The sequence below is a fragment of the Flavobacterium sp. UBA6135 genome (assembly GCF_002428305.1).
Lineage (GTDB): Bacteria > Bacteroidota > Bacteroidia > Flavobacteriales > Flavobacteriaceae > Flavobacterium.
The window spans coordinates 43,209-70,204 of sequence record NZ_DIVJ01000037.1 but is presented as its reverse complement, the minus strand read 5'-3'; the positions used below and the strand labels follow the sequence as shown (position 1 = coordinate 70,204).

27 protein-coding genes and 1 riboswitch are annotated in these 26,996 nt (G+C 33.9%); of the genes, 11 read left to right on the top strand and 16 right to left on the bottom strand.

From position 1 onward, the window contains the following. Positions 1-2: 2 nt before the first annotated feature. Positions 3-1,760 (top strand): M14 family metallopeptidase, encoded by a 1,758-nt coding sequence (locus B3L86_RS09550; protein WP_291118214.1) that lies wholly within the window; start codon positions 3-5, stop codon positions 1,758-1,760. Between the two features lie 56 nt (positions 1,761-1,816). Here the strand turns inward: B3L86_RS09550 and B3L86_RS09545 are convergent, their stop codons facing one another. Next, entirely contained in the window at positions 1,817-2,359 is a 543-nt protein-coding gene (locus B3L86_RS09545) for a porin family protein (protein WP_291118211.1), read from the bottom strand. A 179-nt stretch (positions 2,360-2,538) separates the two neighbouring features. Between B3L86_RS09545 and B3L86_RS09540 the strand changes: the two genes are divergently transcribed. From B3L86_RS09540 to xerD, 5 genes are all read left to right on the top strand, one after another. Further along, complete coding sequence (locus B3L86_RS09540) at positions 2,539-3,054, top strand: porin family protein (protein WP_291118208.1); 516 nt, start codon at positions 2,539-2,541, stop codon at positions 3,052-3,054. Positions 3,055-3,244: 190 nt separating this feature from the next. Further along, a complete protein-coding gene (locus B3L86_RS09535) occupies positions 3,245-3,844 on the top strand; it encodes an outer membrane beta-barrel protein (RefSeq protein WP_291118205.1) in 600 nt (199 codons plus the stop codon). Between the two features lie 90 nt (positions 3,845-3,934). Then, the gene (locus tag B3L86_RS09530; protein WP_291118202.1) at positions 3,935-4,474 is read left to right on the top strand and encodes a porin family protein; all 540 of its coding nucleotides are present in this window, start codon (positions 3,935-3,937) and stop codon (positions 4,472-4,474) included. A gap of 155 nt (positions 4,475-4,629) precedes the next feature. After that, on the top strand, positions 4,630-5,286 hold the full coding sequence (locus B3L86_RS09525) for a porin family protein (RefSeq protein WP_291118199.1): 657 nt from the start codon (positions 4,630-4,632) through the stop codon (positions 5,284-5,286). 78 nt (positions 5,287-5,364) lie between these two features. Next, positions 5,365-6,261 carry a site-specific tyrosine recombinase XerD gene (xerD, locus tag B3L86_RS09520; protein WP_291118196.1) on the top strand — a complete coding sequence of 299 codons (897 nt, stop codon included), beginning with the start codon at positions 5,365-5,367 and terminating at the stop codon, positions 6,259-6,261. 140 nt (positions 6,262-6,401) lie between these two features. Here the strand turns inward: xerD and rny are convergent, their stop codons facing one another. The 3 genes from rny to B3L86_RS09505 all read right to left on the bottom strand — a co-directional run bounded on the left by rny (position 6,402) and on the right by B3L86_RS09505 (position 8,768). Next, the gene (gene rny / locus B3L86_RS09515; RefSeq protein WP_291118195.1) at positions 6,402-7,964 is read right to left on the bottom strand and encodes a ribonuclease Y; all 1,563 of its coding nucleotides are present in this window, start codon (positions 7,962-7,964) and stop codon (positions 6,402-6,404) included. A 220-nt stretch (positions 7,965-8,184) separates the two neighbouring features. Further along, positions 8,185-8,472, bottom strand: coding sequence for a cell division protein ZapA (locus tag B3L86_RS09510; protein ID WP_291118192.1), 288 nt, complete (start codon positions 8,470-8,472; stop codon positions 8,185-8,187). Positions 8,473-8,477: 5 nt separating this feature from the next. Next, on the bottom strand, positions 8,478-8,768 hold the full coding sequence (locus B3L86_RS09505; protein WP_291118189.1) for a hypothetical protein: 291 nt from the start codon (positions 8,766-8,768) through the stop codon (positions 8,478-8,480). A gap of 182 nt (positions 8,769-8,950) precedes the next feature. On the opposite strand from B3L86_RS09505, the gene B3L86_RS09500 reads away from it, so the two are divergent. From B3L86_RS09500 to B3L86_RS09490, 3 genes are read left to right on the top strand one after another with little or no spacing between them, the layout of a single operon-like run. Next, the gene (locus B3L86_RS09500; RefSeq protein WP_291118186.1) at positions 8,951-10,648 is read left to right on the top strand and encodes a M23 family metallopeptidase; all 1,698 of its coding nucleotides are present in this window, start codon (positions 8,951-8,953) and stop codon (positions 10,646-10,648) included. 9 nt (positions 10,649-10,657) lie between these two features. Further along, entirely contained in the window at positions 10,658-13,123 is a 2,466-nt protein-coding gene (locus B3L86_RS09495; protein WP_291118183.1) for a TonB-dependent receptor, read from the top strand. Between the two features lie 44 nt (positions 13,124-13,167). After that, positions 13,168-13,893 (top strand): hypothetical protein, encoded by a 726-nt coding sequence (locus B3L86_RS09490; RefSeq protein ID WP_291118180.1) that lies wholly within the window; start codon positions 13,168-13,170, stop codon positions 13,891-13,893. On the opposite strand, the gene B3L86_RS09485 is transcribed toward B3L86_RS09490, so the two are convergent. From B3L86_RS09485 to B3L86_RS09455, 7 genes are read right to left on the bottom strand one after another with little or no spacing between them, the layout of a single operon-like run. Continuing rightward, complete coding sequence (locus B3L86_RS09485; RefSeq protein WP_291118178.1) at positions 13,890-14,591, bottom strand: DUF2971 domain-containing protein; 702 nt, start codon at positions 14,589-14,591, stop codon at positions 13,890-13,892. The two genes, B3L86_RS09490 and B3L86_RS09485, sit on opposite strands and share 4 nt — an antisense overlap. A gap of 9 nt (positions 14,592-14,600) precedes the next feature. Continuing rightward, complete coding sequence (locus tag B3L86_RS09480) at positions 14,601-14,798, bottom strand: hypothetical protein (RefSeq protein WP_291118175.1); 198 nt, start codon at positions 14,796-14,798, stop codon at positions 14,601-14,603. A 46-nt stretch (positions 14,799-14,844) separates the two neighbouring features. Then, positions 14,845-16,671, bottom strand: a complete 1,827-nt coding sequence (locus B3L86_RS09475; RefSeq protein WP_291118172.1) for an ABC transporter ATP-binding protein — start codon at positions 16,669-16,671, stop codon at positions 14,845-14,847. Next, positions 16,672-18,399 carry a phospho-sugar mutase gene (locus B3L86_RS09470; RefSeq protein WP_291118169.1) on the bottom strand — a complete coding sequence of 576 codons (1,728 nt, stop codon included), beginning with the start codon at positions 18,397-18,399 and terminating at the stop codon, positions 16,672-16,674. A gap of 4 nt (positions 18,400-18,403) precedes the next feature. Beyond that, positions 18,404-18,892, bottom strand: coding sequence for an ORF6N domain-containing protein (locus B3L86_RS09465; RefSeq protein WP_291118166.1), 489 nt, complete (start codon positions 18,890-18,892; stop codon positions 18,404-18,406). 39 nt (positions 18,893-18,931) lie between these two features. After that, positions 18,932-19,891, bottom strand: a complete 960-nt coding sequence (locus B3L86_RS09460) for a glycosyltransferase family 2 protein (RefSeq protein WP_291118163.1) — start codon at positions 19,889-19,891, stop codon at positions 18,932-18,934. A 47-nt stretch (positions 19,892-19,938) separates the two neighbouring features. Next, a complete protein-coding gene (locus B3L86_RS09455; RefSeq protein WP_291118160.1) occupies positions 19,939-20,451 on the bottom strand; it encodes a DUF4199 domain-containing protein in 513 nt (170 codons plus the stop codon). Between the two features lie 237 nt (positions 20,452-20,688). On the opposite strand from B3L86_RS09455, the gene B3L86_RS09450 reads away from it, so the two are divergent. Beyond that, positions 20,689-20,940 (top strand): type B 50S ribosomal protein L31, encoded by a 252-nt coding sequence (locus B3L86_RS09450; RefSeq protein WP_188362402.1) that lies wholly within the window; start codon positions 20,689-20,691, stop codon positions 20,938-20,940. 67 nt (positions 20,941-21,007) lie between these two features. On the opposite strand, the gene B3L86_RS09445 is transcribed toward B3L86_RS09450, so the two are convergent. The 4 genes from B3L86_RS09445 to B3L86_RS09430 are packed head-to-tail and all read right to left on the bottom strand — an operon-like array spanning position 21,008 to position 23,023. Beyond that, positions 21,008-21,544, bottom strand: coding sequence for a DUF4252 domain-containing protein (locus B3L86_RS09445; RefSeq protein ID WP_291118156.1), 537 nt, complete (start codon positions 21,542-21,544; stop codon positions 21,008-21,010). A 3-nt stretch (positions 21,545-21,547) separates the two neighbouring features. Next, on the bottom strand, positions 21,548-22,081 hold the full coding sequence (locus B3L86_RS09440) for a DUF4252 domain-containing protein (protein WP_291118153.1): 534 nt from the start codon (positions 22,079-22,081) through the stop codon (positions 21,548-21,550). Between the two features lie 5 nt (positions 22,082-22,086). Continuing rightward, positions 22,087-22,527 carry a hypothetical protein gene (locus tag B3L86_RS09435; RefSeq protein ID WP_291118150.1) on the bottom strand — a complete coding sequence of 147 codons (441 nt, stop codon included), beginning with the start codon at positions 22,525-22,527 and terminating at the stop codon, positions 22,087-22,089. Then, positions 22,508-23,023, bottom strand: coding sequence for an RNA polymerase sigma factor (locus tag B3L86_RS09430; protein ID WP_291118147.1), 516 nt, complete (start codon positions 23,021-23,023; stop codon positions 22,508-22,510). Before B3L86_RS09430 ends, B3L86_RS09435 begins: the two co-directional genes overlap by 20 nt. Positions 23,024-23,131: 108 nt before the next feature. Between B3L86_RS09430 and B3L86_RS09425 the strand changes: the two genes are divergently transcribed. Next, the gene (locus B3L86_RS09425; protein WP_291118144.1) at positions 23,132-24,592 is read left to right on the top strand and encodes a S41 family peptidase; all 1,461 of its coding nucleotides are present in this window, start codon (positions 23,132-23,134) and stop codon (positions 24,590-24,592) included. A 31-nt stretch (positions 24,593-24,623) separates the two neighbouring features. Here B3L86_RS09425 and B3L86_RS09420 read toward each other — a convergent pair whose 3' ends face one another. After that, complete coding sequence (locus tag B3L86_RS09420; protein WP_291118141.1) at positions 24,624-26,552, bottom strand: TonB-dependent receptor plug domain-containing protein; 1,929 nt, start codon at positions 26,550-26,552, stop codon at positions 24,624-24,626. A 77-nt stretch (positions 26,553-26,629) separates the two neighbouring features. Beyond that, positions 26,630-26,882: riboswitch (cobalamin riboswitch) on the bottom strand. Positions 26,883-26,996: the final 114 nt, after the last annotated feature.

Below are 26,996 nucleotides of genomic sequence, written 5' to 3'. Positions count from 1 at the left end.
AAATGAAAAAATACATAATACGTTTCGTCAGTTTAGTAGTTTTTAGTGCTACAATGGCTCAAAACAAAGAAATTGCACCCGAAGATTTGAATGGCATGCGAGCTATCGGTTCGCCGGCCAATCCGAAAGTGAGAATGTCGTGGGACCGTTATCACGATTATGCACAAATCACCAAATTTTGCAACGATTTAGCCAAAGCCTATCCCAATTTGGTTTCGGTTTCTTCTATAGGAAAATCTTTTGAAGGCCGCGATATTTGGGCTTTGACTATTACCGATACAAAAACCGGAAAAGAAAAAGAAAAACCGGCATTTTATATTGATGGAGGAATTCATGCCAATGAATTACAAGGCGTTGAGGTTTCCATGTATACGGCTTGGTATTTGGCAGAAAGTTTTCAAACCATTCCATTTATCAATCGTTTGTTAAAAGACAAAGTGTTTTATATACTTCCAACAATTAGTCCGGATTCCAGAGAACATTTTATTTACAAACCCAATAATTCCAATACTTCGCGTTCGGGAATGCGTCCTTTTGATAATGATGGCGACGGATTGGTAAACGAAGATTTGTTGGATGATTTAGATGGTGATGGTAACATTGTTATGATGCGAAGAAAATCGAAAACCGGTCGTTGGAAAATAGATCCAAAATACCCTAGCAGAATGATTATGCTTCGCGGCGATGAAATGGGAGATTATGAAATGTTGGGTTATGAGGGGATAGACAACGATGGTGATGGTTTAGTAAACGAAGATGGCGAAGGGACTTATGATCCTAACCGGGATTGGGCTTGGAATTGGCAACCGGATTATGTGCAACGAGGAGCATTGTTTTATCCGGGAACTTTACCTGAAACGAGAGCTGTAAAAGATTTTGTGGTTAACCATCCGAATATTGCAGGAGCTCAAAGTTATCACAACTATGGTGGTATGTTTTTACGAGGTCCCGGTGCCGCAGAAGATGAAGGATTGTTTAGTAGAGAAGATGTTGCGGCTTATGATGTAATTGGCAAATTAGGCGAGCGTATGATTCCGGGTTATAATTATTTTGTGTTATACAAAGATTTGTATACCGTATATGGAGGAGAAATCGACTTTTTGTGTTTAACACGTGGTATCTTTACTTTTAGTAATGAGTTGATGACTTCTTATAAATTATTCAATCAAAAAGCAGCCACGGGAAGATGGGATAATGATGAATTCAATGAATTTGATAAATATTTGTTGTTTGGGGATGGTTATGTAGAATGGAAACCATTCAAGCATCCGCAATTTGGAGATATAGAAATAGGCGGGCCAAAGAAGAATTACATCAGAAACCATCCGGGTTTTATGTTGCAAGAAGACGCACACAGAAATATGGCTTTTACGCTTTATCATGCGTATCAAACACCAAAATTGGAAATAGTTGACATCAAAACGGAGCAGCTTTCGGGAGACATTACAGCCGTAACAGCAACAATCATGAACACACGAGTGATACCGACACATTCTACTTTTGATGTGAATAATAAAATAGAACGTCCTAACGCGATTACCTTAAAAGGAGCCAATGTTATTGCCGGCATGACGGTTGAAAATGAAGATTTAAATTTATTTACAGAACAGCAGTTTCAACCTGCTTCCATTCAAGTGCCAACCATCAGGGGAATGGGCAATATTAAGGTTCGCTGGATAGTAAAAGGAAATCCTACTGGAGCCACTGTAGAAGTTAATAGTGCCAAAGGAGGGGTGGTTACTTCAAAAGTTTCCAATTAAAATAAAAAAGTAAAGGCTGTGAAATTTCACAGCCTTTCTTATTCCTATTAAATCTATTAAAATCGGTAACCTACAGAAACTTGAATAACCCTGTTTTTAATTTCAGCATTGCTGGTTGTATCGGTAAGACCTAAAACGTACCTTCCTTGCACAAATACATTATCGGTAATTTGTAAACCAAGGCCGCCCACCGCCGCAAAGTCAAATGATTTGGATTCCAATTGGTCATTAAGATTGTCATTCATTAAAAACGAGAACTGCGGACCGGCTTCTAAGCTTAATTTTTCAGAAATTAAATAGATTTTGGCTAAAACCGGAACGGTAATGTAGTTGAAGTTAATGTCTTTAATATTCTCTTCGTTTACTTTAGCACCTTGTGAGGAGTACAAAACTTCGGGTTGGATGGATAAGTTTTCCAATACTTTAAATTCTACCAATCCACCAAAATGAAAACTGGTGTAGGTATCTAAACCACTTACTCCATCACCATCTAAGCTTGCAAAGTTAGCCCCGGCTTTAAGTCCGAATTTTAAAAATTGAGCGTTTGAAGTAGCATGCATCAAAAGTGCTATACTACAGATTAAAAAAATGTTTTTCATAATTTAAGATTTATTTTGTTGCATAGTGTAATAACGACCAAATTTTAATAAAATTACATTATTCGCTGTTGCTTAAAACATAATTGTTAATAAAGTTGTTGAAAACTGCAATATTGTCAACAAATCTGCTCTTTTAATAAGAATTATATTTGTTTTACTAATTTTAAAACAATTAAAAAATGAAAAAAATTATGTTATCAATTTTAGCAGTTGTAGCCTTTGGAACTGCTAATGCACAAGACATCAAATTTGGTGTGAAAGCAGGAGCTAACTTTTCAAACTTTACAGGAGATGTAGATTCTGACGGTTTAACTAGTTTCTACATTGGAGGTTTAGTTGATTTTGCAGTTTCTGAGAAATTCCATGTTCAACCAGAGTTATTGTATTCTATGGAAGGAGCTAAAGATGCAGAAATGTCATTTGTAAGAATTCCAATTATGGCTAAATATTATGTAGCTGAGGGATTTAATTTACAAGCTGGTCCATCTATTGGTTTTAAAGTAAGTGCTGATGATGGGTTAGATGAAGTTACAAAGTCAATGGATTTTGGTTTAGGTTTTGGTGCTGCTTACGAGTTGCCTATTGGTGTATTTTTTGATGCTCGTTATAATTTAGGGTTGTCTGACATTAGTGATGTTAATGGTTTTGAATTAAAAACTACTAATTTTCAAGTTGGTCTAGGTTACAGGTTCTAATTCTTAAAATGAATATACTAAAAACCACGCTCTGGCGTGGTTTTTTTTATGAAACTCTTTTTATTGTAAAATTTATATGCAATTCAATTTAAAAGTATTTTTAAGTATAATATTATAATTGAGAATAAAAACTGTAGGAATTTGTTTTTTTTTTGTAGTATTGCACCTTAAAATTTTTAAAATATAAAAAATGAAAAAAATTATTTTATCAGTAGCAGCAGTACTTGCACTAGGTTTTGCTAATGCTCAAGAAACTTCAGCAGATTCAGGTTTCTCAAAAGGAGATCTTTATGTTTCAGGATCACTTGGTTTTAATTCTACTAAAATGGGAGACATTAAATCTGATGGATATGCATTTACTCCAGGAGTAGGTTATTTTTTAACTGAAAACATTGCTTTAGAAGGTGCAATATCTTTGACAAAACAAACTATGGGTATGGAATTCGATGGTGAAACTATGGATATAGAAGCTAAAGGATTTGCATTTGCAGTTGGCGGAAAATACTTTTTCACACCAGCGGATAGATTTTCTTTATTTGCAGGTTTAGGTGTAGGTTATGGTGTTAATAAAATTGGAGATGGAGAAACTATTGATTTAAAAACTTTCTCAGTTTCATTATCACCAGGTATTAATTATTTCTTTAACTCTAACTTTGCTGCTCAAGCTTCTTTAGGGATGTTAGGATACTCAAGTTCAAAATTTGATTTTGATGGAGCAGAGTCAATGGATACTTTTAGTTTGTCAATGGATATGACAAATATTAATTTTTCTTTGATTTATAAATTTTAATACATAAGTATTACTATTTAAAAACCACGCAATTTGCGTGGTTTTTTTATGAATTACTTCTATATTTGACTAAATTTAAATTTGAAACCGATGAAAAAATTTATGATTTGTTTTATGGCTCTTTTTGTTTTTGGATGGACTCAAGCTCAGGAGCAAGAGCCTGTTTTTGGCTTTAAATCCGGAGCCAATTTTTCTAATTTTAGTGGTGATGCTGATGCAGACATGAGAACCGGCTATTATTTTGGGTTTTTAGCCGATTTTTCCATTAGTGAAAAATTTCATCTTCAGCCGGAAGTATTGTACAGTATAGAAGGTGGTGATGGCGATGTTGATTTAGGAATAAATTATATTAAAGTGCCGGTGATGGCAAAATATTATGTTGCCGAAGGTTTTTCATTACAAGCAGGTCCGTATTTGTCTGTTTTGACTTCAACTGTAGAAAGCGATTTTAAAGATGCTTTAAAGACACTTGATTATGGTTTAGGTTTTGGTTTGGGATATGAATTTAAAAACGGACTATTGATTGATGGACGATTTAATTTGGGATTAGCCAATATTTATGATGGAGAAGGTGCTGCTTCTGTTCAAAATACAGCTATTCAAGTTGGTTTAGGCTATCGTTTTTTCTAGGAAATAATATTGCATATTTAAATAATCTGCTACTGAACCATTGCGTTTGTAGCGGATTTGTTTTTTTTTGTTAAATTATTATTATTTTACTTAATGTAAGTATTTGTGTGTTATTTTTTTTGTATAATTACACTTTAATTTTTAAAAATAAACAAATGAAAAAAATTCTCTTATCTGCTTTAGCCTTAATGGCATTCGGCTTTAGTAATGCACAAGAAGTTTCTTATGGTGTCAAAGGTGGTTTGAACCTTTCAAATTTAGCCGGAGATATTGAAGATGCGAAATCATTATTTGGTGCTCATGTTGGTGCTTTTGCAGAAATTAAAATTACAGATAAATTTTCTGTTCAACCGGAATTACTTTTTTCAATGCAAGGTGCAAAACAAGAGTATACTTATTTTGAAAGTTTTGATGGTTTTTCCATAACAGAAACTGAAAAATCAACACTTAAATTAGGTTATCTAAATTTACCAGTTATGGCAAAATATTATGTTAATGATAAATTTAGCTTGGAAGCAGGGCCACAAATTGGTTTTTTACTAAGTGCAAAAGTTGATTATGAATATACCTATAGAGAAACTTTTGATGGAGTTACAGAGACAGAATCAGAATCAGGTTCCTATGATATTAAAGACGAAGTTAAATCAATTGATTTAGGTTTTGGATTCGGAGCTGCTTATAAATTTACTGAAAATTTATCTGTTGGAGCACGTTATACACTTGGATTGACTTCAATAGCTAAAGATTTTGATGGAGAATCAGCAGATATAAAAAACAATGTTTTGCAAGTTTCTATAGGTTATAAGTTTTAATACCTATTATCCTATCATTCAAAACCACGTATTTTTTACGTGGTTTTTTTATTGCAATAAAATAGCGAACTTTGGCTCATGAATTGGCAATCGTATATTAAAAGTTTTCAGTCGTATTTAAAAATTGAAAGAGGTTTATCAAAAAATACTATTGATAATTATTCTTTTGATTTGTTACGGTTGACTCAATTTTTAGAAATACATGAAATAAAAACCAATCCCATTACCATTTCCGAAGAGCAGCTTCAAGAGTTTATTTATGCCATTTCAAAAGAAGTCAACCCACGATCGCAAGCCAGAATCATATCCGGTTTGAAGAGTTTTTTTACCTATTTGATTTTTGAAGATTATCGACAAGACAATCCGATGGAATTAATAGAAACACCCAAAACCGGAAGAAAATTACCCGATACTTTATCCATGCAGGAAATTGATAGTTTAATTGCAGCGATTGATTTATCCTTACCGGAAGGCGAACGCAACAAAGCGATGTTGGAAACACTTTATGGCTGTGGTTTGCGAGTTTCGGAATTGATTACACTCAAAATATCCGATTTGTTTTTTGAAGAAGGCTTTCTTAAAATTACCGGAAAAGGCAACAAACAACGATTTGTTCCAATAGGAGCAACTACACAAAAGTTTATTGAACTCTATAAAAATCATGTCAGAACACATGTAACGATTCAGAAAGGGCATGAAGATACGTTATTTCTTAATCGAAGAGGAAAGCAACTCACCCGAGCAATGGTTTTTACGATAATTAAAAATTTAGCTGTAAAAATTGAATTAAAAAAATCCATCAGTCCGCATACGTTCCGTCATTCATTTGCTACACATCTTTTAGAAAACGGTGCCGATTTGCGTTCCATTCAATTGATGTTAGGACATGAATCTATTACCACTACGGAAGTTTATGTGCATTTAGACAGAAAGCACCTTACACAAATTGTGAATCAGTTTCATCCGAGGAAGTAGTTGCTGTTGTCTGTTGTCGGTTATTTGTTTTCTGTTTTCTCATGTCAAATCTTTGGCTAAAAAAAATGACCTGCATTGCTGCAAGTCATTATTATAATTATTTTTTAGCTTTATTTTCAACCGATAACCGATAACCGCGTCTACTTTGCGATGTTTACGGCTCTGGTTTCACGAATCACTGTAATTTTTACTTGACCGGGATAGGTCATTTCTGTTTGAATTTTTTGTGATACTTCAAAAGAAAGTTTAGCGGCTTGTTCGTCTGAGACTTTTTCACTTTCCACGATTACACGTAATTCTCTACCGGCTTGGATGGCATACGCACTTTTCACCCCATTAAATCCAAAAGCAATCGCTTCTAAATCTTTCAAACGTTGGATGTAAGAATCTAACACTTGGCGTCTAGCACCAGGTCTAGCCCCGGAAATAGCATCACAAACCTGTATAATTGGCGAGATTAAATATTTCATTTCAATCTCATCGTGGTGAGCTCCAATGGCGTTGCACACTTCTTCTTTTTCACCATATTTTTCAGCCCACTGCATCCCTAAAATAGCGTGTGGTAATTCGCTTTCAGTATCCGGCACTTTTCCAATATCATGAAGTAAACCGGCACGTTTTGCTAACTTAACATTCAGTCCTAATTCAGCGGCCATGATGCCACAAAGTTTGGCCACTTCACGGGAGTGTTGCAACAAGTTTTGTCCGTAAGACGAACGGTATTTCATTCTACCCACTACTTTAATCAGTTCCGGATGTAAACCATGAATACCTAAATCAATAACGGTACGTTTACCCACTTCGATAATTTCATCATCAATTTGTTTGGTTGTTTTAGCCACAACTTCTTCAATACGAGCCGGGTGGATACGTCCGTCTGTTACTAATTTATGTAATGCCAATCGTGCAATTTCTCTTCTAACCGGATCAAAACAAGAAAGGATAATAGCTTCCGGTGTGTCATCCACAATGATTTCAACTCCGGTTGCAGCTTCTAACGCACGGATGTTTCTTCCTTCACGACCAATAATTCTACCTTTAACATCATCTGATTCAATATTGAAAACCGAAACACAATTTTCAACGGCTTCTTCAGTCCCAACACGTTGAATGGTATTGATGATTACTTTTTTAGCTTCCTGTTGAGCTGTTAGTTTGGCTTCTTCCAGCGTATCTTGAATGTGAGCCATTGCTTTTGTTTTGGCTTCTGCTTTCAAGCTTTCCACCAATTGTTCTTTAGCTTCTTCGGCAGACAATCCTGAAATGACCTCCAATTGTTCTACTTGGCTTTTGTGGAGTTTATCCAATTCCAGTTGTTTCTTTTCTAAAATTTCAATTCGGTTGGTATAATCTGCAATTTTAGCATCAAAATCGTCGGCTGATTTTTTAGCTTTTGCTAACTCGCTTGATACTTGCGATTCTTTGTCACGAACTCTTTTTTCAACTTCAGCAATTTTTTTGTCTTTGTTTAAAATCTCCTTTTCATGTTCAGATTTTAATTCTAAGAATTTTTCTTTTGCTTGTAAAAGTTTGTCTTTTTTGATGTTTTCGGCATCAATTTTTGCATCTTTTAAAATTGATGCGGCTTCTTTTTTAGCGTTTTTTATAAGATTTGAAACGTTGCTTTTTTCAATGATTTTTGCCACAGCAAAACCACCAATAATTCCAACGATTCCAATAATAAATAGTAAAGTAGTTTCCATTTTTGTTTAAGGTTTATATATAAAAAAAGCCTACATTAGATGATTGCATAAACTCGATAAGACAAGTTTTGAGCTAACTCATTGTTCAAGGATCCCAATCGCAATGCTGGGCGTGCTATAGTAATGAAGATTTGCTCATTCTAAATTGTTAGTGTTGAGTTTATCAAATTGAAACTAATGTAGGCAGTATCTTGATGTATTTATAAGAACGTATCTAATATTAAATATATTTTGAAACTAAGTCATTTAATTTTTTAAGTCGTTCGAAAGATTCCTCATGGTCTTCATTGGTTTCTATTTGTTCTTGTTCCACCTTTGAAGCGAATTGTAACGCACACATGGCTAACACATCTTGTTTATCACGAACGGCATAATTTTCTTCAAACTGTTTAATCATGACATCAATTTTTTTGGAAGCACTTCTAAGTCCTTCTTCTTGCGTAGCATCTACCGTTAGCGGGTAGACACGATCTGCAATTGATATTTTAATTTTAAGTTTTTCGTTCATGTTGGTTAGTCTGCCAGTTGAGCAATACAATAATCTATTTCACGAATTAATGAATTTATTTTGAGTTTTGTTTCTCTTTTATTTTCGTCACTGCCTAATAATGAATTGGCAACTTTTAGTGTTTCATATTGTTTTTTTAATCCTTCAATCGTTTCAGATTGTTGGTTAATAACTTGGTTTGCCTTTTTCAATTCGTCTTGCAACTGTTGTTTAACCACTTCTAAATTTTCTATTTTAGAAATCATTTTCAAGAGTTTACGCTCCAGCGAATCAATAATTTCAACCATTTCACTCATATGATGCCTTGATTCATTACTTAATCCACAAATTTAGTATTCCTGATTGATTAATACAATAAAAAAAAGTTTTTTTTAAAAAATTAATTAAATCATACATAATTAAATACTTACAAAAAAAATATACGTTCCGTTGTAAGTTTGCGTTCCAATTACTATATTAGCTTATTAATCGCCTTTCTATGAGAGTTCTGTTTTTTTTTATAACGCTATCTTTTAGTCTTTTTTCACAAGAACGCTACCCGAAGGATTATTTTCAATCTCCATTAGATATTCCTTTACAGCTTTCGGGCACTTATGGAGAATTGCGAAACAATCACTTTCATTCCGGCATGGATTTTAGAACAAACCGACAAGAAGGTTTAAGCGTTTTTGCTGCGGCTGATGGTTATGTATCGCGAATAAAAATAGCCACTTTTGGTTATGGGAAAGCCATTTATGTAACCCATCCGAATGGTTTTACAACCGTTTATGCTCATTTGTTGAAAGCATCTCCCGAAATTGAAAAGTATATTAAAGCCAAACATTATGAATTGCAATCCTTTGAAATTGATGTTTTTCCCAAGCGGGATGAATTGCCGGTTATAAAAGGGAAACTTTTGGCTTTTTCAGGAAATACAGGAGGTTCCGGAGGGCCGCATTTGCATTTTGAGTTTCGCGATACTAAAACGGAGTTTACTATAAATCCGTTGCTTTTTGGATATGATCAATTTTTAAAAGACACGCGACCACCTGTTTTACTTGGAATTCTAGCTTATCCTTTGCATGAAAATGGAGTTGTTAATTATTCCCAAGAGCCGGTTGAAGTGAATTTAGTGCAACAAAAAGACGGTAGTTATTTAGCCTCTAAAGTACTTGCAAACGGAGCTATAGGTTTTGGGGTGCACACGCACGATGTTTCTGATGGTAGTTATGGAAAAAATGGGGTTTATAAAATTCAATCCACTTTAAACGGCAAACCTTCCTTTGGGGTACAATTTGATACTTTTTCTTTCGATGAAACCAGGCACATCAATCATTATATAGATTATAAACGTTATAAAAAAACAACGCAACGTTATCAAAAACTTTTTGTAAAAAACCCGTATGATTTGAGTTTGGTTCAAAATAATCCAACAACCGGAATTATTGAGGTGCAACCCAACATGAATTACAGTTATAAAATTATACTGGAAGATTTCAATAAAAATAAAACAACGGTAACTATCCCGATTCAGCATGCCGTAATGGAACCCAAAATTTTGAAAAAAGAATCAAAATCCATTTATAAAATTAAATATAAAAACGAACACAGTTATGTAAAAGATTCGGTTTCTGTTTATATCCCTGAGATGACATTTTATGAAGACACCACTGTTGATTTTGACGTTTCTGATGGCATGGTGCAGTTTGGAACCAGTGACATTGCGTTGCGTTCTAATTTAACTCTGTCCATTGAAGCAAAAGGCATTCCGGAAAGTGAGTTATCAAAGTATTTCGTTGCAACTGTTGAAGGAACTAAAAAAAGTTACATTAAATCCTATTTGAAAGAGAAAACATTTAAAGTTTACACCAGAAATTTAGGAAAATATGCCTTAGAAAAAGACACTACGCCGCCAAAAGTAACACCTGTTCAACTTCAAGAAGGACAATGGATTAGTGCGTCAAAGGTACTTCAATTTTTGATTTCAGATGAGGGTTCAGGTATTCAAAGTTATAATGGTTATTTGAATGACAGATGGATTTTATTTGAATATGATTATAAAACCCAAAAAATCACACACGATTTTTCAGATAATGTCGTTAAAGAAGGTAGAAATGATTTGAAGCTAATAGTTGTTGATCATGTTGGAAATTCTACTATATTTGAAACACATTTTTTTAGAACACAAAAACCCTAAAACCATCTTTTGAAGACAACTATTCTATTTTCGATAACCTTGCTGTTTTTAACTGTTTCAACTGTTTTTTCACAAACCGCCCGAATCAAAGGTGTTGTTTTGGATGAGTCCTTTCAACCGGTAGAAAACGTATCTGTTTCCTTTGAAGATAAAGGCACAATTACGGATAATTCGGGTTTTTATAGTTTTGTTGTTCCTGCAAATAAAAAAATTACTATCGTTTTTTCACACATTACTTTAAAGCCGGTTACGTTGAAAGTGGAGCTCAAAAATAATGAAGATTATGAATATAATTTTGTTATGAAAAACAACGAGTCGCAGTTGGGCGAAGTTGTTGTAACCGCAGGAAACAGAAAGCGAGTAGAAGGAATCACCACACTAGAACCCGCAGTAATCCGAAAAATTCCCGGAGCCAATGCCGGAGTTGAAAATATATTAAAAACGTTACCCGGAATCGTTTCCAATAATGAATTGAGTACGCAATATGGTGTTAGAGGCGGAAATTATGACGAAAACTTAGTTTATGTCAACGAAATTGAAGTCTATCGACCGTTCTTAATTCGTTCCGGTCAACAAGAAGGTTTGAGTTTTACCAATACCGATATGGTGCAAAGTGTTGATTTTTCGGCCGGAGGTTTTCAATCTAAATTTGGCGATCGAATGTCTTCTGTTTTAGATATTACCTATCGAATGCCTAAAAAATTCGGAGCCACATTAGAAGCCAGTTTGTTAGGCGGAAGTTTGACGGTTGATGCGGTTTCAAAAAACAACAAATGGACCAGTATTACAGGAGTTCGTTATCGTGATAACAGTCTTTTTGTGAACAGTCAAGAGACCGAAACCAATTTCAGGCCTACTTTTTCGGATGTACAAAGTTATGTGACTTTTACACCCAACAAAAGATGGCAGTGGAGTTTTTTAGGAAATATATCGCAGAATAAATACAATTATCAACCCCTTTCCAGACAAACCAATTTTGGAACCATTGATGAACCCATTGCTTTGCAGGTTTTTTATCAAGGACAAGAAAAAGATTCCTACACCACTTATTTTGGAGCTTTGAAATCAACCTTTGATGTGAGCGATACTTTTACCTTGAAATTCATAAGTTCTTTATATCATACAGTTGAACAAGAGTATTTTGATATTTTTGCGGCCTATTTTTTAGGAGAGATTGACACCAATATAGGTTCAGAAACTTTTGGTGATGTTACCTTTAATAGAGGAATTGGTACGCAATTGAACCATGCTCGAAATGATTTGGATGTTTTGATTTTTAATGCAGAAGTAAAAGGATTTCATAAGTTTGATGAAGCCACGTTAGAATGGGGAACTAAGTTTACTCGCGAAGATATTCGTGATCGTTTAGTAGAGTGGGAGGTGATAGAATCGTTAGGTTATAATATCAATCCGGAGAATATTATTCCTGTAAATGACCAACCTTATAATCCGTATACCGGACCTTTAGTTCCTTTTCAAAACATTCGAGCTACTAATTTCACTACCATTGACCGTTTGTCTGGATTTGTGCAGTGGAGTAAAAAATCACTTTGGGGTTCCCATGAAATTTGGTACAATGCCGGAGTTCGAATGCATCATTGGCAAATTTCAGGACAAGAAATTGAAACCAATTCAGGAACCGTTTTTAGTCCAAGAGCACAGTTTGCTATCAAGCCCAATTGGGATAAAGATATGGTTTTTCGTTTTGCAACAGGATTGTATCACCAACCGCCTTTTTACAGAGAGCTTCGTGATTTTAATGGCGAAGTGCAATCGAATGTAAAGGCCCAACAATCGTTTCACTTTGTAGTTGGAAATGATTACAGTTTTAAAATGTGGGACCGACCTTTTAAGTTGACAAGTGAAGCCTATTATAAAGATTTGACAAATGTAAACACGTACACCCTTGACAATGTTAGAATTCGATACAAGGCCACCAATGATGCAACTGCTTATGCTTATGGATTGGATTTGCGTTTGAACGGTGAGTTTGTTCCCGGAACAGAATCGTGGTTTAGTTTTGGTTATTTACGAACAGAAGAAAACCAAAACAACAGAGGATTTATTGCCCGACCTACCGATCAACGATTGAAATTTGGGATTTTGTTCCAAGATTATGTGCCTAATATTCCAAGTTTGAAACTTTATTTGAATTTGATATACAATACCGGTTTGCCTGGCGGTGCTCCATCTTATGCTGATGTTTATGATTACCAACAACGTTTGCGAAATTATGCAAGAGCCGATGTTGGTTTTTCTTATGTGTTAACCGAAAATAATCATTTGAAACCTGAGGGACATTGGTTGAAGAAATTTCAAGATGTAGCCCTTGGTTTTGAAATTTTCAATTTGTTCAACAATCAAAATGCGATTACAAACACATGGGTAAGAGATGTGGAATCCAAAAACCAATATGGCATTCCTAATTATATGACCACACGCGTTTTTAATATTAAGTTGAATGCCCGTTTATAAAAGTTGATTAATTTTAGTATATTTGATGCCTATCTAGTAGTATTATGAACACTTTAGTTAAATATTTTTTCTCCTTTGTTTTACTTTTGACTATTGGTTGTGCCAAAGAAAAAGAACAACCTAAAGTGATTTATGAGGCCAATAAACCTACCGTTGAAGAATCAAAAATTGATTCTTCCAACATTAGGATTGCGGATTTGCCCATTTATCTTGAAGGCACTTCTTATTTGATTCATCCCTTAGGTGATATTCGAGTGTATCAAAACAATTCAAGAAGTTATAGCTCAGGAAAGGTGAATACCATTAGTTATTCCATTTCCAATTACAACCGATATGAATTGACCGGTTATCTTGAAAACATAAATTTTCAACATAAAGATTCTACTACGTTACATCTTTTAACCACTAAGAAAGTACAAATTCAAACGGTTACGTATCCTTTTGCATTTGCAGAAAAAACGAAACGTCAACTTTTGATTTACTCTTTAGTTGATATGGATACTAATCGCGATGGGAATTTAGATTCGAATGACATTAAGTCTTTGTATATTAGTAATATTGATGGTTCAAATTTTACCAAATTATCGGTAGCTTTTCATGAGTTGATTGATTGGACTATTGTTGATGTAAAAAACAGATTGTATTTTAGAACAACCGAAGACATCAATAAAAATGGAGCTTTTGATAAAAACGATGCTGTTCATTATCAATTTGTAGATCTTTTAGCAAAAGAATGGACAGTGGAGACTTATAATCCAGTAGAAAATTAAATCAGAATATCACTTTCCAAATCTGATTTTTCAATAGTAAAATTAAATCCGAGTTGTTCCATTAATTCGATGACGAGGTTTTTATACCAGTTTTCTGATTTGGGATGGATGTATATTTTCTCAATCAATTGGTTGATGTCCACGTCAATTTTCACACCATCATTCACAGTAATGTTGTTTTTCGTTACATCGGAAATGATGCGAACTTCTCTTTCATATTGAAAACTTTTTCTTTTGAATAAAAATGGGAAAAAGGTATCATTAAACGGAATGTGTTCTTTTTTGTAATCAATATAATTGACTTCGCCAATAAATTGCTCGGTTTTTCTTTCCGGTTTTAATGCTTCCTGCAAACGTTTTACGGTGGATTGAATGGCCAAACCTTCATTGTTTTTGGTAAAAATTTGCCACATGGCAAATGATTCATATTCGTTAATATGCCAACTGCTTATCACAATTTTTTCGCGATGTGATTTATAATAGTCTAAAAACTTCGGATTGTTTTCGGCAATTTTACGAATTTCTTCATAAGTAGGTTCGCTAAAAGTGCCTTCATATTGGTCTTCAAATTTATCCGACCTTGACATGAATAGTTTTTTTGAAAGCAACAAATCCAAAAATTTAGACAAATCCAAGTATTTCCACACAATCGTATCTTGATCTGTTGGGAGAATTATATTTGGATTATGGATGTACATTTTGGATTTTTAGATTTTTGGATTGTTCGATTTTTCTTTTTCTTTTTCTTTTGGAAATTTTGTTGAATATTGTCCGGCAGTATAGCCAGCTAAAATTAGAATAAAACTAAATTTTCCAAGCAAATCCAATTTTTCGAAATGAGCCATTGCATAAAGGAATACAAATGCAATGATCATAAATATGATAGTAAATGTTGTTCTTGTCATTATCTTATTTGTTAAGTTTATTAATTTATAACCCGCAACCCGTAACCTATTCAAACGACTGCATCATCACCAATTTAGTATACGTTCCATTCTTGGTTAACAATTCATCATGTGTTCCTTGTTCTACGATTTCTCCTTTTTGCATGACTACAATGACATCCGCTTTTTGAATGGTAGAAAGGCGGTGAGCAATCACAATTGATGTTCTGTTTTGCATCATGTTTTCCAACGCAACTTGAACAAATTTTTCACTTTCTGTATCTAATGCGGAGGTTGCTTCATCCAAAATCATAATTGGAGGATTTTTCAAAACAGCACGAGCAATGGAAAGACGTTGTTTTTGACCTCCTGATAATTTCCCGCCTGCATCTCCAATGTTGGTGTCAATTCCATTAGGTAAATCTTTCACAAATTCATAGGCATTGGCAATTTTTAATGCTTCAATGATTTCATCATCTGTAGCATTTTGCTTTCCTAAAAGAATATTGTTTTTAATTGTATCGTTGAATAAAATAGAATCTTGTGTCACCAATCCCATTAAACCACGTAAAGATTGTAAATTGAAATCCCTGATATCCGTACCGTCAATTTTAATACTTCCTTCGTTTACATCATAAAAACGGGTTAACAAATTGGCGATGGTACTTTTTCCACTACCTGATTGACCCACTAGGGCAATGGTTTTGCCTTTAGGGACGGTCAACGAAAAGTTTTTCAAAACGTTTTCCTCTTCATATCTAAAGTTGATATTATCAATGGAGATAGCAGATTCAAAGGTGTTTTTTATAACCGAACCTTGTTTGCTAATAATCGGATTTTCTTCTTCCAAAACAGCTAAAACTCTTTCAGCAGCGGCATCTCCTTTCTTAACTCCATAAGATGCCTTGGAAATTGCTTTTGCAGGAGTAAGAATATTGTAAGCCAATCCCATATAAACAATGAAAGCAGCTCCGGTCAACGTTTTATCAACCAAAACCATGCTTCCGCCATATAATAATAAAACACCAATTACTAAGATTCCTAAGAATTCACTCATTGGTGAAGATAAGTTTTGACGATGTAAAATTGAATTTGACATGTTATAGAAACGATCTGTTGAAGTTTGGAACTTTTTAAAGAAATACGTTTCAGCATTAAAACCTTTAATCACTTTTAACCCACTCAAAGTTTCGTCAACTATAGAGAGAAAATAACCTTGTTCTTTTTGAGCTCTATCTGATTTTTTCTTTAATGATTTTCCCACTCTGGAAATAATAAATCCCGAAATAGGAATAAAAATAAAGACAAAAATTGTCAATTTTACACTAATTGTAAACATGGTAATAATTGTAAAGAGAATGGTTAAGGGCTCTCTTACAATCAATTCCAAGATGGAAAGAAATGAATGTTGAATCTCCAACACGTCAGATGAAATTCGTGCCATCAAATCTCCTTTTCGCTTTTCTGAATAATAGGCTAAAGGTAAGTCCATTGTTTTTTGATACATCGCATTTCTAATGTCTTTTAAAACCCCATTTCTCAAATACGTTATAAAATACATTGCCCAATAATTGAACATATTTTTTAATAAAAACATGGAAATGATTATTAGAATCATTATTGTCAAAGTATAATGAGCCCCACTTTTTTCGTTAGAAATTGTAATGAAATAAGCCATGTAATTTTCAAAATAGTCTCCAATTTTGAAAAGTCCCTCGTATTGTGGTTTCACATATATTTTATTGCCTTCTTTGAATAAAACACTCATCATTGGCATTAAAGCCACAAACGATAAGGCACTAAATAAAGCATAGAGAATATTAAAGAAAATATTCAGGTAGGCATATTTTTTATAAGGTTTCGCAAAGCGAAATATTTTTTTGAAATAATTCATTTATGTAAGTTGCATTTCTGCTACGATGTTTTTAATTTTTTGATCTAATTCAGCTTCCACTATTTTGAAATTTTCTATGGAATCCAGCGGTTCATTCACACTAAAATAGAATTTAATTTTAGGTTCTGTTCCACTCGGACGAGCACAAATTTTGGTTCCGTCTTCCAAATAATAAATCAATACATCCGATTTTGGAAGATGTAAGGGTTCAATTTCATTGGTAAATAAATTTAAAACGGTAGAGTTTTGATAATCTTCAACACAAACCACTCGTTGATTATTGATTTCTTTCAACGGATTTTCGCGTAAATCAATCATCATTTGCTTGATTTCATTGGCTCCTTCAATTCCTTTTTTGGTTAATGAAATTAAGTATTCTTTATAAAAACCAAAATCTACGTATAAGTTTAGAAGTTCCTGGTATAAAGTACTTCCTGCGGCTTTTGCTTGAGCGGCAATTTCGCAAACGAGTAGGGTAGCGGCAATCGCATCTTTATCGCGAACGGCATCGCCAACCATATAACCAAAACTTTCTTCGCCACCACCGATGAATTTTTGGTTGGGAAAATCTTTAATCATTTTGGCAATCCATTTGAATCCGGTTAATCCCACTTTGCATTCTACGCCATAACCGGATGCAATTTCTGTCATCATTGGCGTTGAAACTATCGTTGAACCAATGAATTCATTTCCTGTAATTTTACCTGCACGTTTCCATTGTTCCAATAAAAATGCGGTCATGATGACCATGGTTTGGTTTCCGTTCAATAATGTCATTTTTCCTTCTGAATTTCGAACGGCGATTCCTAATCGGTCCCCATCCGGATCGGTTCCGATAACGATATCTGCATTGATTTTTTCCGCCAAATCGGTTGCCATCAATAATGCTTCGGGTTCTTCAGGATTGGGTGATTTTACGGTTGGGAAATTTCCGTCGGGAACTTCTTGTTCTTTCACAATATTTACATCCGTATAACCTGCTTTAGCCAAGGTTTCAGGAACTAAAGTAATGGAAGTTCCGTGCAATGATGTGAAAACAATTTTTAAATTTTCTTTGGCCGTTTTTGGCGTAGTAAAGCTTGCATTTTCGATAGATGATTTGATGAAAGCTTGATCCACTTCGGTATCAATATATTCAATCAAATCTTCGTTGGCGGAAAATTTAATTTCGCTGTATTTTAATGCTTCAATTACTTTGATAATTTCTTCGTCTTGTGGTGGCACTAATTGACCGCCATCTTGCCAATATACTTTGTATCCGTTGTATTCCGGTGGATTGTGTGATGCGGTTAAAACAATTCCGGCGTGACAGTTTAAATATTTCAAAGCAAAAGATAAAATAGGAGTAGGTCGCAATGCCGAAAACAGATAGACTTTAATTCCGTTGGCTGAAAAAACATCGGCCACCACTTTAGCTAATGTGTCGCTGTTATGACGGCAATCATAGGCAATTACCACTTTGGTTTCTTCGTTTGGAAACGATTTTAGAATATAATCGGAAAGCCCTTGTGTGTTTTTTCCAAGTGTATATTTATTAATCCTGTTGGTTCCAACGCCCATGATTCCACGCATTCCACCCGTTCCGAATTCCAGATTTTTATAGAAACTTTCTTCCAATTCTTTCGGTGAAGAAGTCATCATTTCTTCGATTATTTTGTGCGTTTCCGCATCAAATACAGGGGTTAACCATTCGTTTACTTTCGTTAAGATATTTTCAGGAATGTGCATAATATTATTTTTTGTATCCTATTTTATTTCGTTCTTTTGATGAAGTTGCCTTTTCTTTATCCATCAAAAAATTTAAAATTTTATAGATGTCAGGAAATTGCTTTTCTATTTCAGTTACTTTATCACTTAATTCTTTGTAATTCATTGCATATTGCCTTAGCGAAACAAATGTTCTCATGATGGCAATGTTTATGGCGATTGCTTTATCCGAATTTAAAACACTGGAAAGCATGGCGACACCTTGTTCTGTAAAGGCAAATGGCATATAACGCAAGCCACCTCTTTTTGAGGTCACAAATTGTGACCTCAAACTTTCAAACTCTTCTTTATTGAGTTCAAACATAAAATCATTTGGAAAACGATTTATATTTCGTTTGACAGCTTGTTTTAGAACTTTTGTTTCGATTTCATACAAATCGGCTAAATGAAAATCGAGCATTACTTTTTGACCTCGTAACTCGATGATCTGTTGTTGGATAATTTCTAATTTCATGATTTTGGCGTTTATAAATTTTTAATGGCTTTGAGTTTTTTAATTCATATTTAATTGGTTTGAAATTTTATAATTTTCATTTGATTCTTTACTTCGCAATATAATTTCTCCTAAAAATCCGGCTAAAAATAATTGTGTTCCAATAATCATCGTGGTTAAAGAGATATAAAAATACGGACTATTAGCTACTAAATCATAAGGTAAATCATTGTACAATTTATATAGTTTTGAAATTCCAATATAACCTGCAGTAGAAAACCCGATTAAAAACATCAACACACCCCAGGCACCAAACAGATGCATGGGTCGTTTTCCAAAACGGGACAAAAACCAAATGGTGATTAAATCCAGAAAACCGTTGATAAAACGTTCCATTCCGAATTTTGTTTCACCGTATTTTCGGGCTTGATGTTTCACTACTTTTTCACCAATTTTAGAAAAACCTGCATTTTTGGCTAAAACCGGAATGTAGCGATGCATTTCTCCGGAAACTTCAATGTTTTTAATTACGATATTTTTATAGGCTTTGAGTCCACAATTGAAATCATTCAATTGAACACCCGATGTTTTTCGGGCTGCCCAATTGAATAATTTTGAAGGTAAGTTTTTGGAAACGACGGAATCATATCTCTTTTTCTTCCATCCCGAAACCAAATCAAACTTTTGATTTATGATTAAATCATATAGTTCCGGAATTTCCTCGGGATTGTCTTGCAAATCGGCATCCATAGTAATTACGACATCGCCTTGAGCTTTAGCAAAGCCGGCATGCAAAGCTTGTGATTTGCCGTAATTTTTAAGAAAGCGAATGGCTTTTACGTTTGAATTTTCTTTTGATAAAACCTCAATGACCTGCCAAGAATTATCGGTGCTACCATCATCGATAAAAATAATTTCATATGAAAAATTGTGAGCTGACAATACCTTTTCTATCCAGGTTTGTAGTTCAGTTATCGATTCTTCTTCGTTTAGAAGTGGTATAACAACGGATATGTCCATTTTTGAATGTCTATGTAGCGTTCAAAAATACAAAGAACAATTCAATTTTAGTCTTTTTTAATTGCTAATCCTGTGATTAATGAAGTTAGGAAACCTAAAAATAAATTAACAATAATAATTCCACCATACAACATTGGAAGAACAAAACCTCTTCCCATTTCCATTCCTTTTGCTAAATCTTCTGACGACATGCTGGGGTTAGCTTTAATTTGTTTGGATAATTCAGCATTTAATACATCATCCACAAAGTTTGGTTCTATGTAGTTCGCAAAAATGATAAAATAAATTACAGAAAACACAGCAGCTACAGCGGCCACTCCCATGCCAATTTTTAGAGATTCACTTAAACTTATTCTTCCATTGTTTTGTTTTTTGTATTGAAGAATAGGATAAACAACTAATACTATTAAAAGAATAAGGCCTAAAATACTGTCTATGGCACTGCTTTCAAGATGTCTTCCCATCACATATTTTACAACAGCTACAAGAATTGACAGTAAAGCTAAAATAGATCCGTAGGTAAAAATTAAACTTTTGATTGATTGTTTTTGTGTTTCCATGTTTTTTTAAGTTTAGGTTATTCCAAAATTAGTAGTTGTAATTCATTAAATGTTACATTTTGTAAATTAATTCGTCTTTAGAAAAAATAATTCAAAAAAGTTATTGCCAGTTCTTGAAATATATTTAAATTTGCACCTCAATAAAAAAATGAAGATTTAAAAGTTGTAGCCAGTTTATACCTTTTTAATTAAAAGCATCAGAACAGCTGCCTCATAACAAAAAAATAATTTAGAAAAATGAAAAAAGGAATTCACCCGGAAAATTACAGATTAGTTGCTTTTAAAGACATGTCAAACGAGGATGTTTTTATTACTAAATCTACAGTTGAAACAAAAGAAACAATCACACACGAAGGAGTTGAATATCCTGTGTTTAAAATGGAGATTTCAAGAACATCTCACCCATTTTATACCGGTAAGTCTAAATTAATTGATACTGCAGGTCGTATTGATAAATTCAAAACTAAATATGCTACAAGAGCTAAATAATTTAGTTTTTATAAATATAAAAAATCCCGTTTACAATCGTAAACGGGATTTTTTTATGAGGTTTTTTTTATTTTAATAAAGCTTCAAGCGGTTTCAGTTGCTCCGATTGAATATCAGCTTTCTTAATTACTTCAATTAGCGTCATCAAATGTTCGGGTTTCATACTATTTCCAAGTATGCGAACAACAGCAAAACCCGCTTCTTTACTATTGCCATAAATTACAAATTCATCAATGGTATTTTCATTACCAACACTATAAATAGTGGCTCCACTACTGCCGGAACCTACTTTCATCAATTGTTCGTATTTTTCCTGTTTCAGAATTTCAACAACTTTAGTTTTTTCTAAATTGTATTTTGTTTCTAAAGAATCCGATTTTTTAAAAGCTAAAATGTTTAATTTATTTAACGATTGAAAAGCTTCTTTTTCGTTATCTGACAGCTCTTCCGTTTTGATTTTTAACATGTTAGTGACTAAATCAATTACTATAAAATCAGATGATTCTGAGTTTTCTACAAAATATTTTTGTAACGTTGGTTCTGATTGGCAACTCCAAACCAGAGTTGCCGTTAGTATCAGAGCTAAAACTTTTAAAACTTTCATGGCTTATTTTTTTCCTTTTGTTGAAGCCTTTTTCAAATCATCACCACCCGGCAAATTCATTTTTTCGGTAAGTAATGAAATGTCATTCAAATCAAAATCACCTGTTAATGAAAGTAAAACGGTTTCTTTATCTTTTGGACCGCCTTCAATAAACATAAACAATTCTTTTACTTGTGTGTCTTTTGCTCCGGGTTTAATATGAATTTTTACACTTTTACCACTGTCGTTAATACGCATTAATTCTTCCAAATTGCCACTTTTTAGATAGCGATCAGTGGTTGTTTTCATTTCATTGGTCACTTTCGCATTTGAAGTTACAAATACTTTTAAATTGTCTAATTTTTTTACAAGACTCATGAACTGTTGGGCTTGTTTGTCTGAAGCATCCATTTTCATTTTGCCCATCATTTCAAACATTTTTTTGTTTACAGTAACGGCGGTTACATTTTCATCATTTTCAAACTTGTCAAATACGCTTTGACTGAAAAGTACTGTTGTTACAAGAAATAGAGCTACGGTTGTTACGAATTTTATCATTTTTTCTAGTTTTTAAAGATTAAATTTTTTGATTGTTGGTATTCATTAATATAGTTTACAGATTCCATGCCATGATTTACATTCGTTGCAAGCAACTTTAGAGCTTTCATGGTTTCAGCATATGCAATTTCCGGATCATTGAATGTGCCTAAATCTTCTGACTCATTTGTTTTTAAATTCAAAACCGTTGTTAAAACTGCTATGAAAACAAAAACTGCTGCAATTGAAATCCATTTTTTGAACTGGATTTTGGGTTTAACATTAGATTTTGTTGGAGCGGTTTCATTTTTAGCAATTTGTAAATAGCTAAATAACGGTTGGTATTGTTTCAGGTGTTCTACAACTTCATTAGAAGAGAAGTAGTTTTTTAATGCTGCCTCTTCCTCAATTGTAGTGTTTCCTTCAAAGTATTTGTCTACTAATTGTTCAATTTTTTGCCAGTCCATAATGGTGGGTATTTGTAATTTTTTCTCTAATTGTTTTTCTTGCTCTCGACAATGCTACTCGCACTGCGGTTTCATTCATTTCCAGAATTGTTGCAATTTCTTCAAACTCACAATTTTCAATATCACGCATTTGAATGATAATTTTTTGTTGTTCCGGTAACTCGTTGATGATTTTTTCTACCCAACTCAGGGTGTCTTGATCTTCAATTCTTTGCTGTAATCCGGCTTCTCTATCGGTATAATTGTTGTGCACAATTTTTAAATTTGAAGCTCGTTTTGATTTCAATTGATCCAAACAATAATTTTTTGTTATGGTCATTGCCATGGCTTCAATACTATTGAATTGTTTCAACTCCTGATTTTTATTCCATAATTTTACCAGAACTTCTTGCGTTGCATCTTCTGCTTCTTCGGTGCTAACCAATAGCCTTTTTGCAAGACGAAACATTTTGTCTTTAAAAGGTTGAATGATAGTTACGAACTCATTTTGGTTCATGTTTTTCCTATTGGTTATATAGTCAAGACGAATGATACTTTTTTTTGTTACAAATAAATCTAAAATAAAACTAAAGTTGCTAAATTTACGTTTCTAAAAATAAAAGCTATGAATAATTTTTTAAAATCAATTTTACTGTTAAGTGTATTTGGCGTGTTATTTTTATCCTGTGAAGATAGGGATGATGTTTCACAAGTACCTTCAAATTTAAGAGTAAAAGACTTTATCTGGAAAGGTTTAAATCTTTATTATCTATGGCAAGCCGATCAACCTAAATTAGCCGATGATTTATTTCAAACGCAACGTGATTTGAATACTTTTTTAGAAGGTTATGAAACTCCCGAAGCGTTGTTTGCTGATTTAAGAGTTGCTCCATCCATTGATCGATTCAGTGTGATGTTTAGTGATTACAGAATACTGGAAAATGCTTTGCAAGGTGGCTTCAAGACAAACGGAATAGAATTTAGTCTTCGATACAAAGACGATACGCAGACCGATATTTTTGGTTATGTACGATACATTTTGCCAAACACAAGTGCTTCTGATCAAAGTGTTACCCGGGGAATGATTTTTTATGCAATAAATAACATTCCAATGACTGCATCCAATGAATCAATTTGGAGAGCCGCTTTTGGACAAGATACTTATTCGCTACAATTTGCCGACTATGATGGAGGAAATATCACGCCTAACGGAATCTCTATCAACCTAACCAAAACGCAATACAACGAAAATCCTGTTTATTTAACCCATGTGATTGAAGTGGATGACAAACGAATTGGCTATTTAATGTACAACGGATTTTTTTCTAACTATGAAGTACAATTAAATCAAGCTTTTGCTCAATTGAAAGCTGCAAATGTCACGCATTTAGTTCTAGATTTACGCTATAATTCCGGGGGTTCTGTAAATACAGCCACTCGTTTAGCAAGTATGATAACAGGTCAGTTTAACGGTCAGGTTTTTGCTCGTCAAGTTTGGAATCAAAAGGTTATGGATTTCTTTAATCAACAAAATCCGGAACAACTTATTAATCGTTTTACTAATTCAATTGGAAATGGAAATACCATTAATAGTTTGAATTTAAACAAAGTACATGTGCTTACTACCGGTATTACTGCTTCTGCAAGCGAATTAATTATCAATAGTTTAATACCCTATATTGATGTGGTGCAAATAGGCACAATAACAACCGGAAAAAACGATGGTTCTATTACATTATATGATTCGCCAACGTTTGGATCAAGTAACAGAAACCCAAACCATCGTTATGCTATGCAGCCTTTGGTGCTTAAAATTGCTGATAAAAATGGCAATGGTGACTATCAAAATGGCTTGAATCCAACAATTGTACAATTTGAAAATGTTGAAAATCTTGGAGTTTTAGGAGATCAAAACGAGCCTTATTTAAATACAGCTATTAATCATATTTTGGCTAATGGTAGATTTGGGAACCAATACATCGAATCTAAAAATTTACAAGTTGAAAATAGTAAATCAATGCGAAAATTAAGCAACGAAATGTATCTCGAAAATATTCCTGAAGGATTATTTCAAGTATTACAATAAAAAAAGGGCTCGATTTTAGAGCCCTTTTTCTTTAAAATAAGAAGGTGAAACCTAGTTTTACATTTCTACCTCTGGTGTTATATCCTACGGTTTCTACAAATTCTTCGTTTAAAATATTATTCACAGCACCAAAAACACTCATTCTGTTTTTCAATACGTCATATTTAATTAATCCGTTAATTAATTGATAAGAATCTAAGAAAACATCAGTTGTTGCAAAAGTGCCTCCGTCAAAAAAAGCATCTCTTCTGCCGTCAACATATTGGTAGTTTAAGCTTACTAAAGTTCGGTCATTGGCTTGAAAATCTATTGCCGCATTTCCTTTGTGTTTTGGAATCAAACGATTCAATTCTTGTCGAATGTCCGTGAACGTATAATTCCCGTTGAGTCTTAATTTAGATGAAACTTGATAACTTAATGTAGTTTCAAAACCACGAACATTATTTTCTCCATCCACATTCACATAATACGAATCAAAAGTGTCAGGATTAAAAAAGAAACCAATCGAGTTGGATTCTGCTCTGTAAAAACCAACCGCACTAAACGTGATTTTTTTATTTGAAAAAGTGGTTTCAAAACCCACTTCAGCTGTTGCATTTTCTTCCGGAGTCAATTCTAAATTCCCATATGGAGAGTATAATTGGTATAGGCTCGGTGTGATATATGCCGTGCTATACGACGTAATAATCTTTAAAGGAAATTTTTTAAAATGATAGGACGGATTAAAATTATAAACCAATTGATTATCATAAACCGAATGCAAATTCATTCTTGCTCCCGCATTAATATGCAATCCAAAACTAGAATTGTAAACCGCCGTTAGATAAGGGTCAATCAAATTAAAATTTGCAGTTTCTCGTTCAATCACATCAAATGGTGTTTGTGTGTTCATATCGTGAAACTGAAATTGTGTTCCCGTTACTACAAAAAAGTTTTTGTTGAATGTATATTTGTTGACCGCATCAACCACCACGCTTCTTGATGTATAGGTGTACTCTTCCAATGTAGAAGACCACGAGTTGAACTCATCATAACTTCTCTCCAACAAAGTAAAACCGGAATTAACAATGAACTCACCTTTGTTATACTTGTATTTCGGATTAAATCCAAATCGGAATTGTTCCGACAGCGAAACATTTCCCAACACATCCGGACTGCTGAAATTATCAAACGGTCCGTCATAATCGGTTTTCATTCTATCGTAATTACTAAAGAAATCCAACTTCAATTTTGAGGTAGCTTGAAAACCAATTTTCGCCAATGCATTCACTCTTGAAAAACGATCTTCTTCAAAATTTTCTCCGGCTGCTTGCGAAATTCCTTTGGTTTCGGTGCTGTTTAGTGAAGCATAATAATCAATTTTGTCAACGGTTCCGTTCAGACCAAAACCTTGATTAAAATCTTGCTGATTCGCTTTAAAATTTTCAGTGGTATTTTGCGTACCAAAATGCATGTACGCATTTCCTGAAACTTCCTTTTTGGCCGATTTTTTCAGTGTAATGTTAATCACACCCGAAGCCGCTCCTGTTCCATATAACGTGCTGGCAGCACCTTTCATAATTTCAATGCTTTCCACCTGTTCCGCCGGAAGCAACCGCAAATCATACTCAAAATTAATCCCTGAGGCATCCGTCATCGGAATACCATCAATTACAATCAAAACCTGACGATTTCTTCCGCCACGAATAAAGTAGCTGAGGTTTTTTCCGTTCGCACTTTGGTTTCCATTTACTTCCAAACCAACGGCTTGACTCAAGATCGTTGCGACCGATTGTCCGGTGTTTCGCTCCAAATCTTTGGCGGTGATTTTTTCAATAATTTTACCTGATTTTTCTTTGGACTGTGCAAATTTGGTGTCTGAAATCACGACTTCGCTCAATGCAATCGTGTCTTGTTGTGCAAAAGCACACGTTCCCCATAACGCCAAAATTGCGGTACAGCAACTGAATTTTTGATTCATTTTAATTAAAAAATAATTTACTAAAATGGGAGAAAAGTATAGAATTTGCCCATACCCAAACCTTTTTTCCCGAAAGTTTGTTACTCGTGAATATGGCAGGTCTCCTGGCTTGCGTCTTGTTGTTGGCCTTCTCATTCGCCTAGGCGAACAATGGCATAATAAAGAATAACAACAAGCTTGATAGCTCACAGTTGCGGGTACAGCTCAGGATTTAGATTGGCGTAATTTGTTTTCTGTTAACTGAAAACTGCTACTGCCTACTTTTTCACCTGATTCCCTTTTAATGCTCGGCTTTAAAAAAGCGTTGCAACCAAAATTCGAAGCAAAAGTAAACATTTAAAAGTAAACAATTCATAAAATTTTTCAGAAGCTATTCCGGCTTTCCGTTTCAAGCTTTTTTGTCTTGTTGCTTTTTTCTAAGGCAAAAAAAGAGCTTCCTTTGGT

Coding starts and splice junctions, on each gene's coding strand:
- B3L86_RS09540 (WP_291118208.1), top strand. CDS start 2,539: ATGAAAAAAATTATGTTATCAATTTTAGCAGTTGTAGCCTTTGGAACT.
- B3L86_RS09440 (WP_291118153.1), bottom strand. CDS start 22,081: ATGATAAAATTCGTAACAACCGTAGCTCTATTTCTTGTAACAACAGTA.
- B3L86_RS09420 (WP_291118141.1), bottom strand. CDS start 26,552: ATGAATCAAAAATTCAGTTGCTGTACCGCAATTTTGGCGTTATGGGGA.
- B3L86_RS09485 (WP_291118178.1), bottom strand. CDS start 14,591: ATGTACATCCATAATCCAAATATAATTCTCCCAACAGATCAAGATACG.
- B3L86_RS09550 (WP_291118214.1), top strand. CDS start 3: ATGAAAAAATACATAATACGTTTCGTCAGTTTAGTAGTTTTTAGTGCT.
- rny (WP_291118195.1), bottom strand. CDS start 7,964: ATGGAAACTACTTTACTATTTATTATTGGAATCGTTGGAATTATTGGT.
- B3L86_RS09450 (WP_188362402.1), top strand. CDS start 20,689: ATGAAAAAAGGAATTCACCCGGAAAATTACAGATTAGTTGCTTTTAAA.
- B3L86_RS09475 (WP_291118172.1), bottom strand. CDS start 16,671: ATGAATTATTTCAAAAAAATATTTCGCTTTGCGAAACCTTATAAAAAA.
- B3L86_RS09435 (WP_291118150.1), bottom strand. CDS start 22,527: ATGGACTGGCAAAAAATTGAACAATTAGTAGACAAATACTTTGAAGGA.
- B3L86_RS09545 (WP_291118211.1), bottom strand. CDS start 2,359: ATGAAAAACATTTTTTTAATCTGTAGTATAGCACTTTTGATGCATGCT.
- B3L86_RS09510 (WP_291118192.1), bottom strand. CDS start 8,472: ATGAACGAAAAACTTAAAATTAAAATATCAATTGCAGATCGTGTCTAC.
- B3L86_RS09470 (WP_291118169.1), bottom strand. CDS start 18,399: ATGCACATTCCTGAAAATATCTTAACGAAAGTAAACGAATGGTTAACC.
- B3L86_RS09535 (WP_291118205.1), top strand. CDS start 3,245: ATGAAAAAAATTATTTTATCAGTAGCAGCAGTACTTGCACTAGGTTTT.
- B3L86_RS09430 (WP_291118147.1), bottom strand. CDS start 23,023: ATGAACCAAAATGAGTTCGTAACTATCATTCAACCTTTTAAAGACAAA.
- B3L86_RS09530 (WP_291118202.1), top strand. CDS start 3,935: ATGAAAAAATTTATGATTTGTTTTATGGCTCTTTTTGTTTTTGGATGG.
- B3L86_RS09490 (WP_291118180.1), top strand. CDS start 13,168: ATGAACACTTTAGTTAAATATTTTTTCTCCTTTGTTTTACTTTTGACT.
- B3L86_RS09505 (WP_291118189.1), bottom strand. CDS start 8,768: ATGAGTGAAATGGTTGAAATTATTGATTCGCTGGAGCGTAAACTCTTG.
- B3L86_RS09525 (WP_291118199.1), top strand. CDS start 4,630: ATGAAAAAAATTCTCTTATCTGCTTTAGCCTTAATGGCATTCGGCTTT.
- B3L86_RS09465 (WP_291118166.1), bottom strand. CDS start 18,892: ATGAAATTAGAAATTATCCAACAACAGATCATCGAGTTACGAGGTCAA.
- B3L86_RS09445 (WP_291118156.1), bottom strand. CDS start 21,544: ATGAAAGTTTTAAAAGTTTTAGCTCTGATACTAACGGCAACTCTGGTT.
- B3L86_RS09460 (WP_291118163.1), bottom strand. CDS start 19,891: ATGGACATATCCGTTGTTATACCACTTCTAAACGAAGAAGAATCGATA.
- xerD (WP_291118196.1), top strand. CDS start 5,365: ATGAATTGGCAATCGTATATTAAAAGTTTTCAGTCGTATTTAAAAATT.
- B3L86_RS09455 (WP_291118160.1), bottom strand. CDS start 20,451: ATGGAAACACAAAAACAATCAATCAAAAGTTTAATTTTTACCTACGGA.
- B3L86_RS09500 (WP_291118186.1), top strand. CDS start 8,951: ATGAGAGTTCTGTTTTTTTTTATAACGCTATCTTTTAGTCTTTTTTCA.
- B3L86_RS09480 (WP_291118175.1), bottom strand. CDS start 14,798: ATGACAAGAACAACATTTACTATCATATTTATGATCATTGCATTTGTA.
- B3L86_RS09425 (WP_291118144.1), top strand. CDS start 23,132: ATGAATAATTTTTTAAAATCAATTTTACTGTTAAGTGTATTTGGCGTG.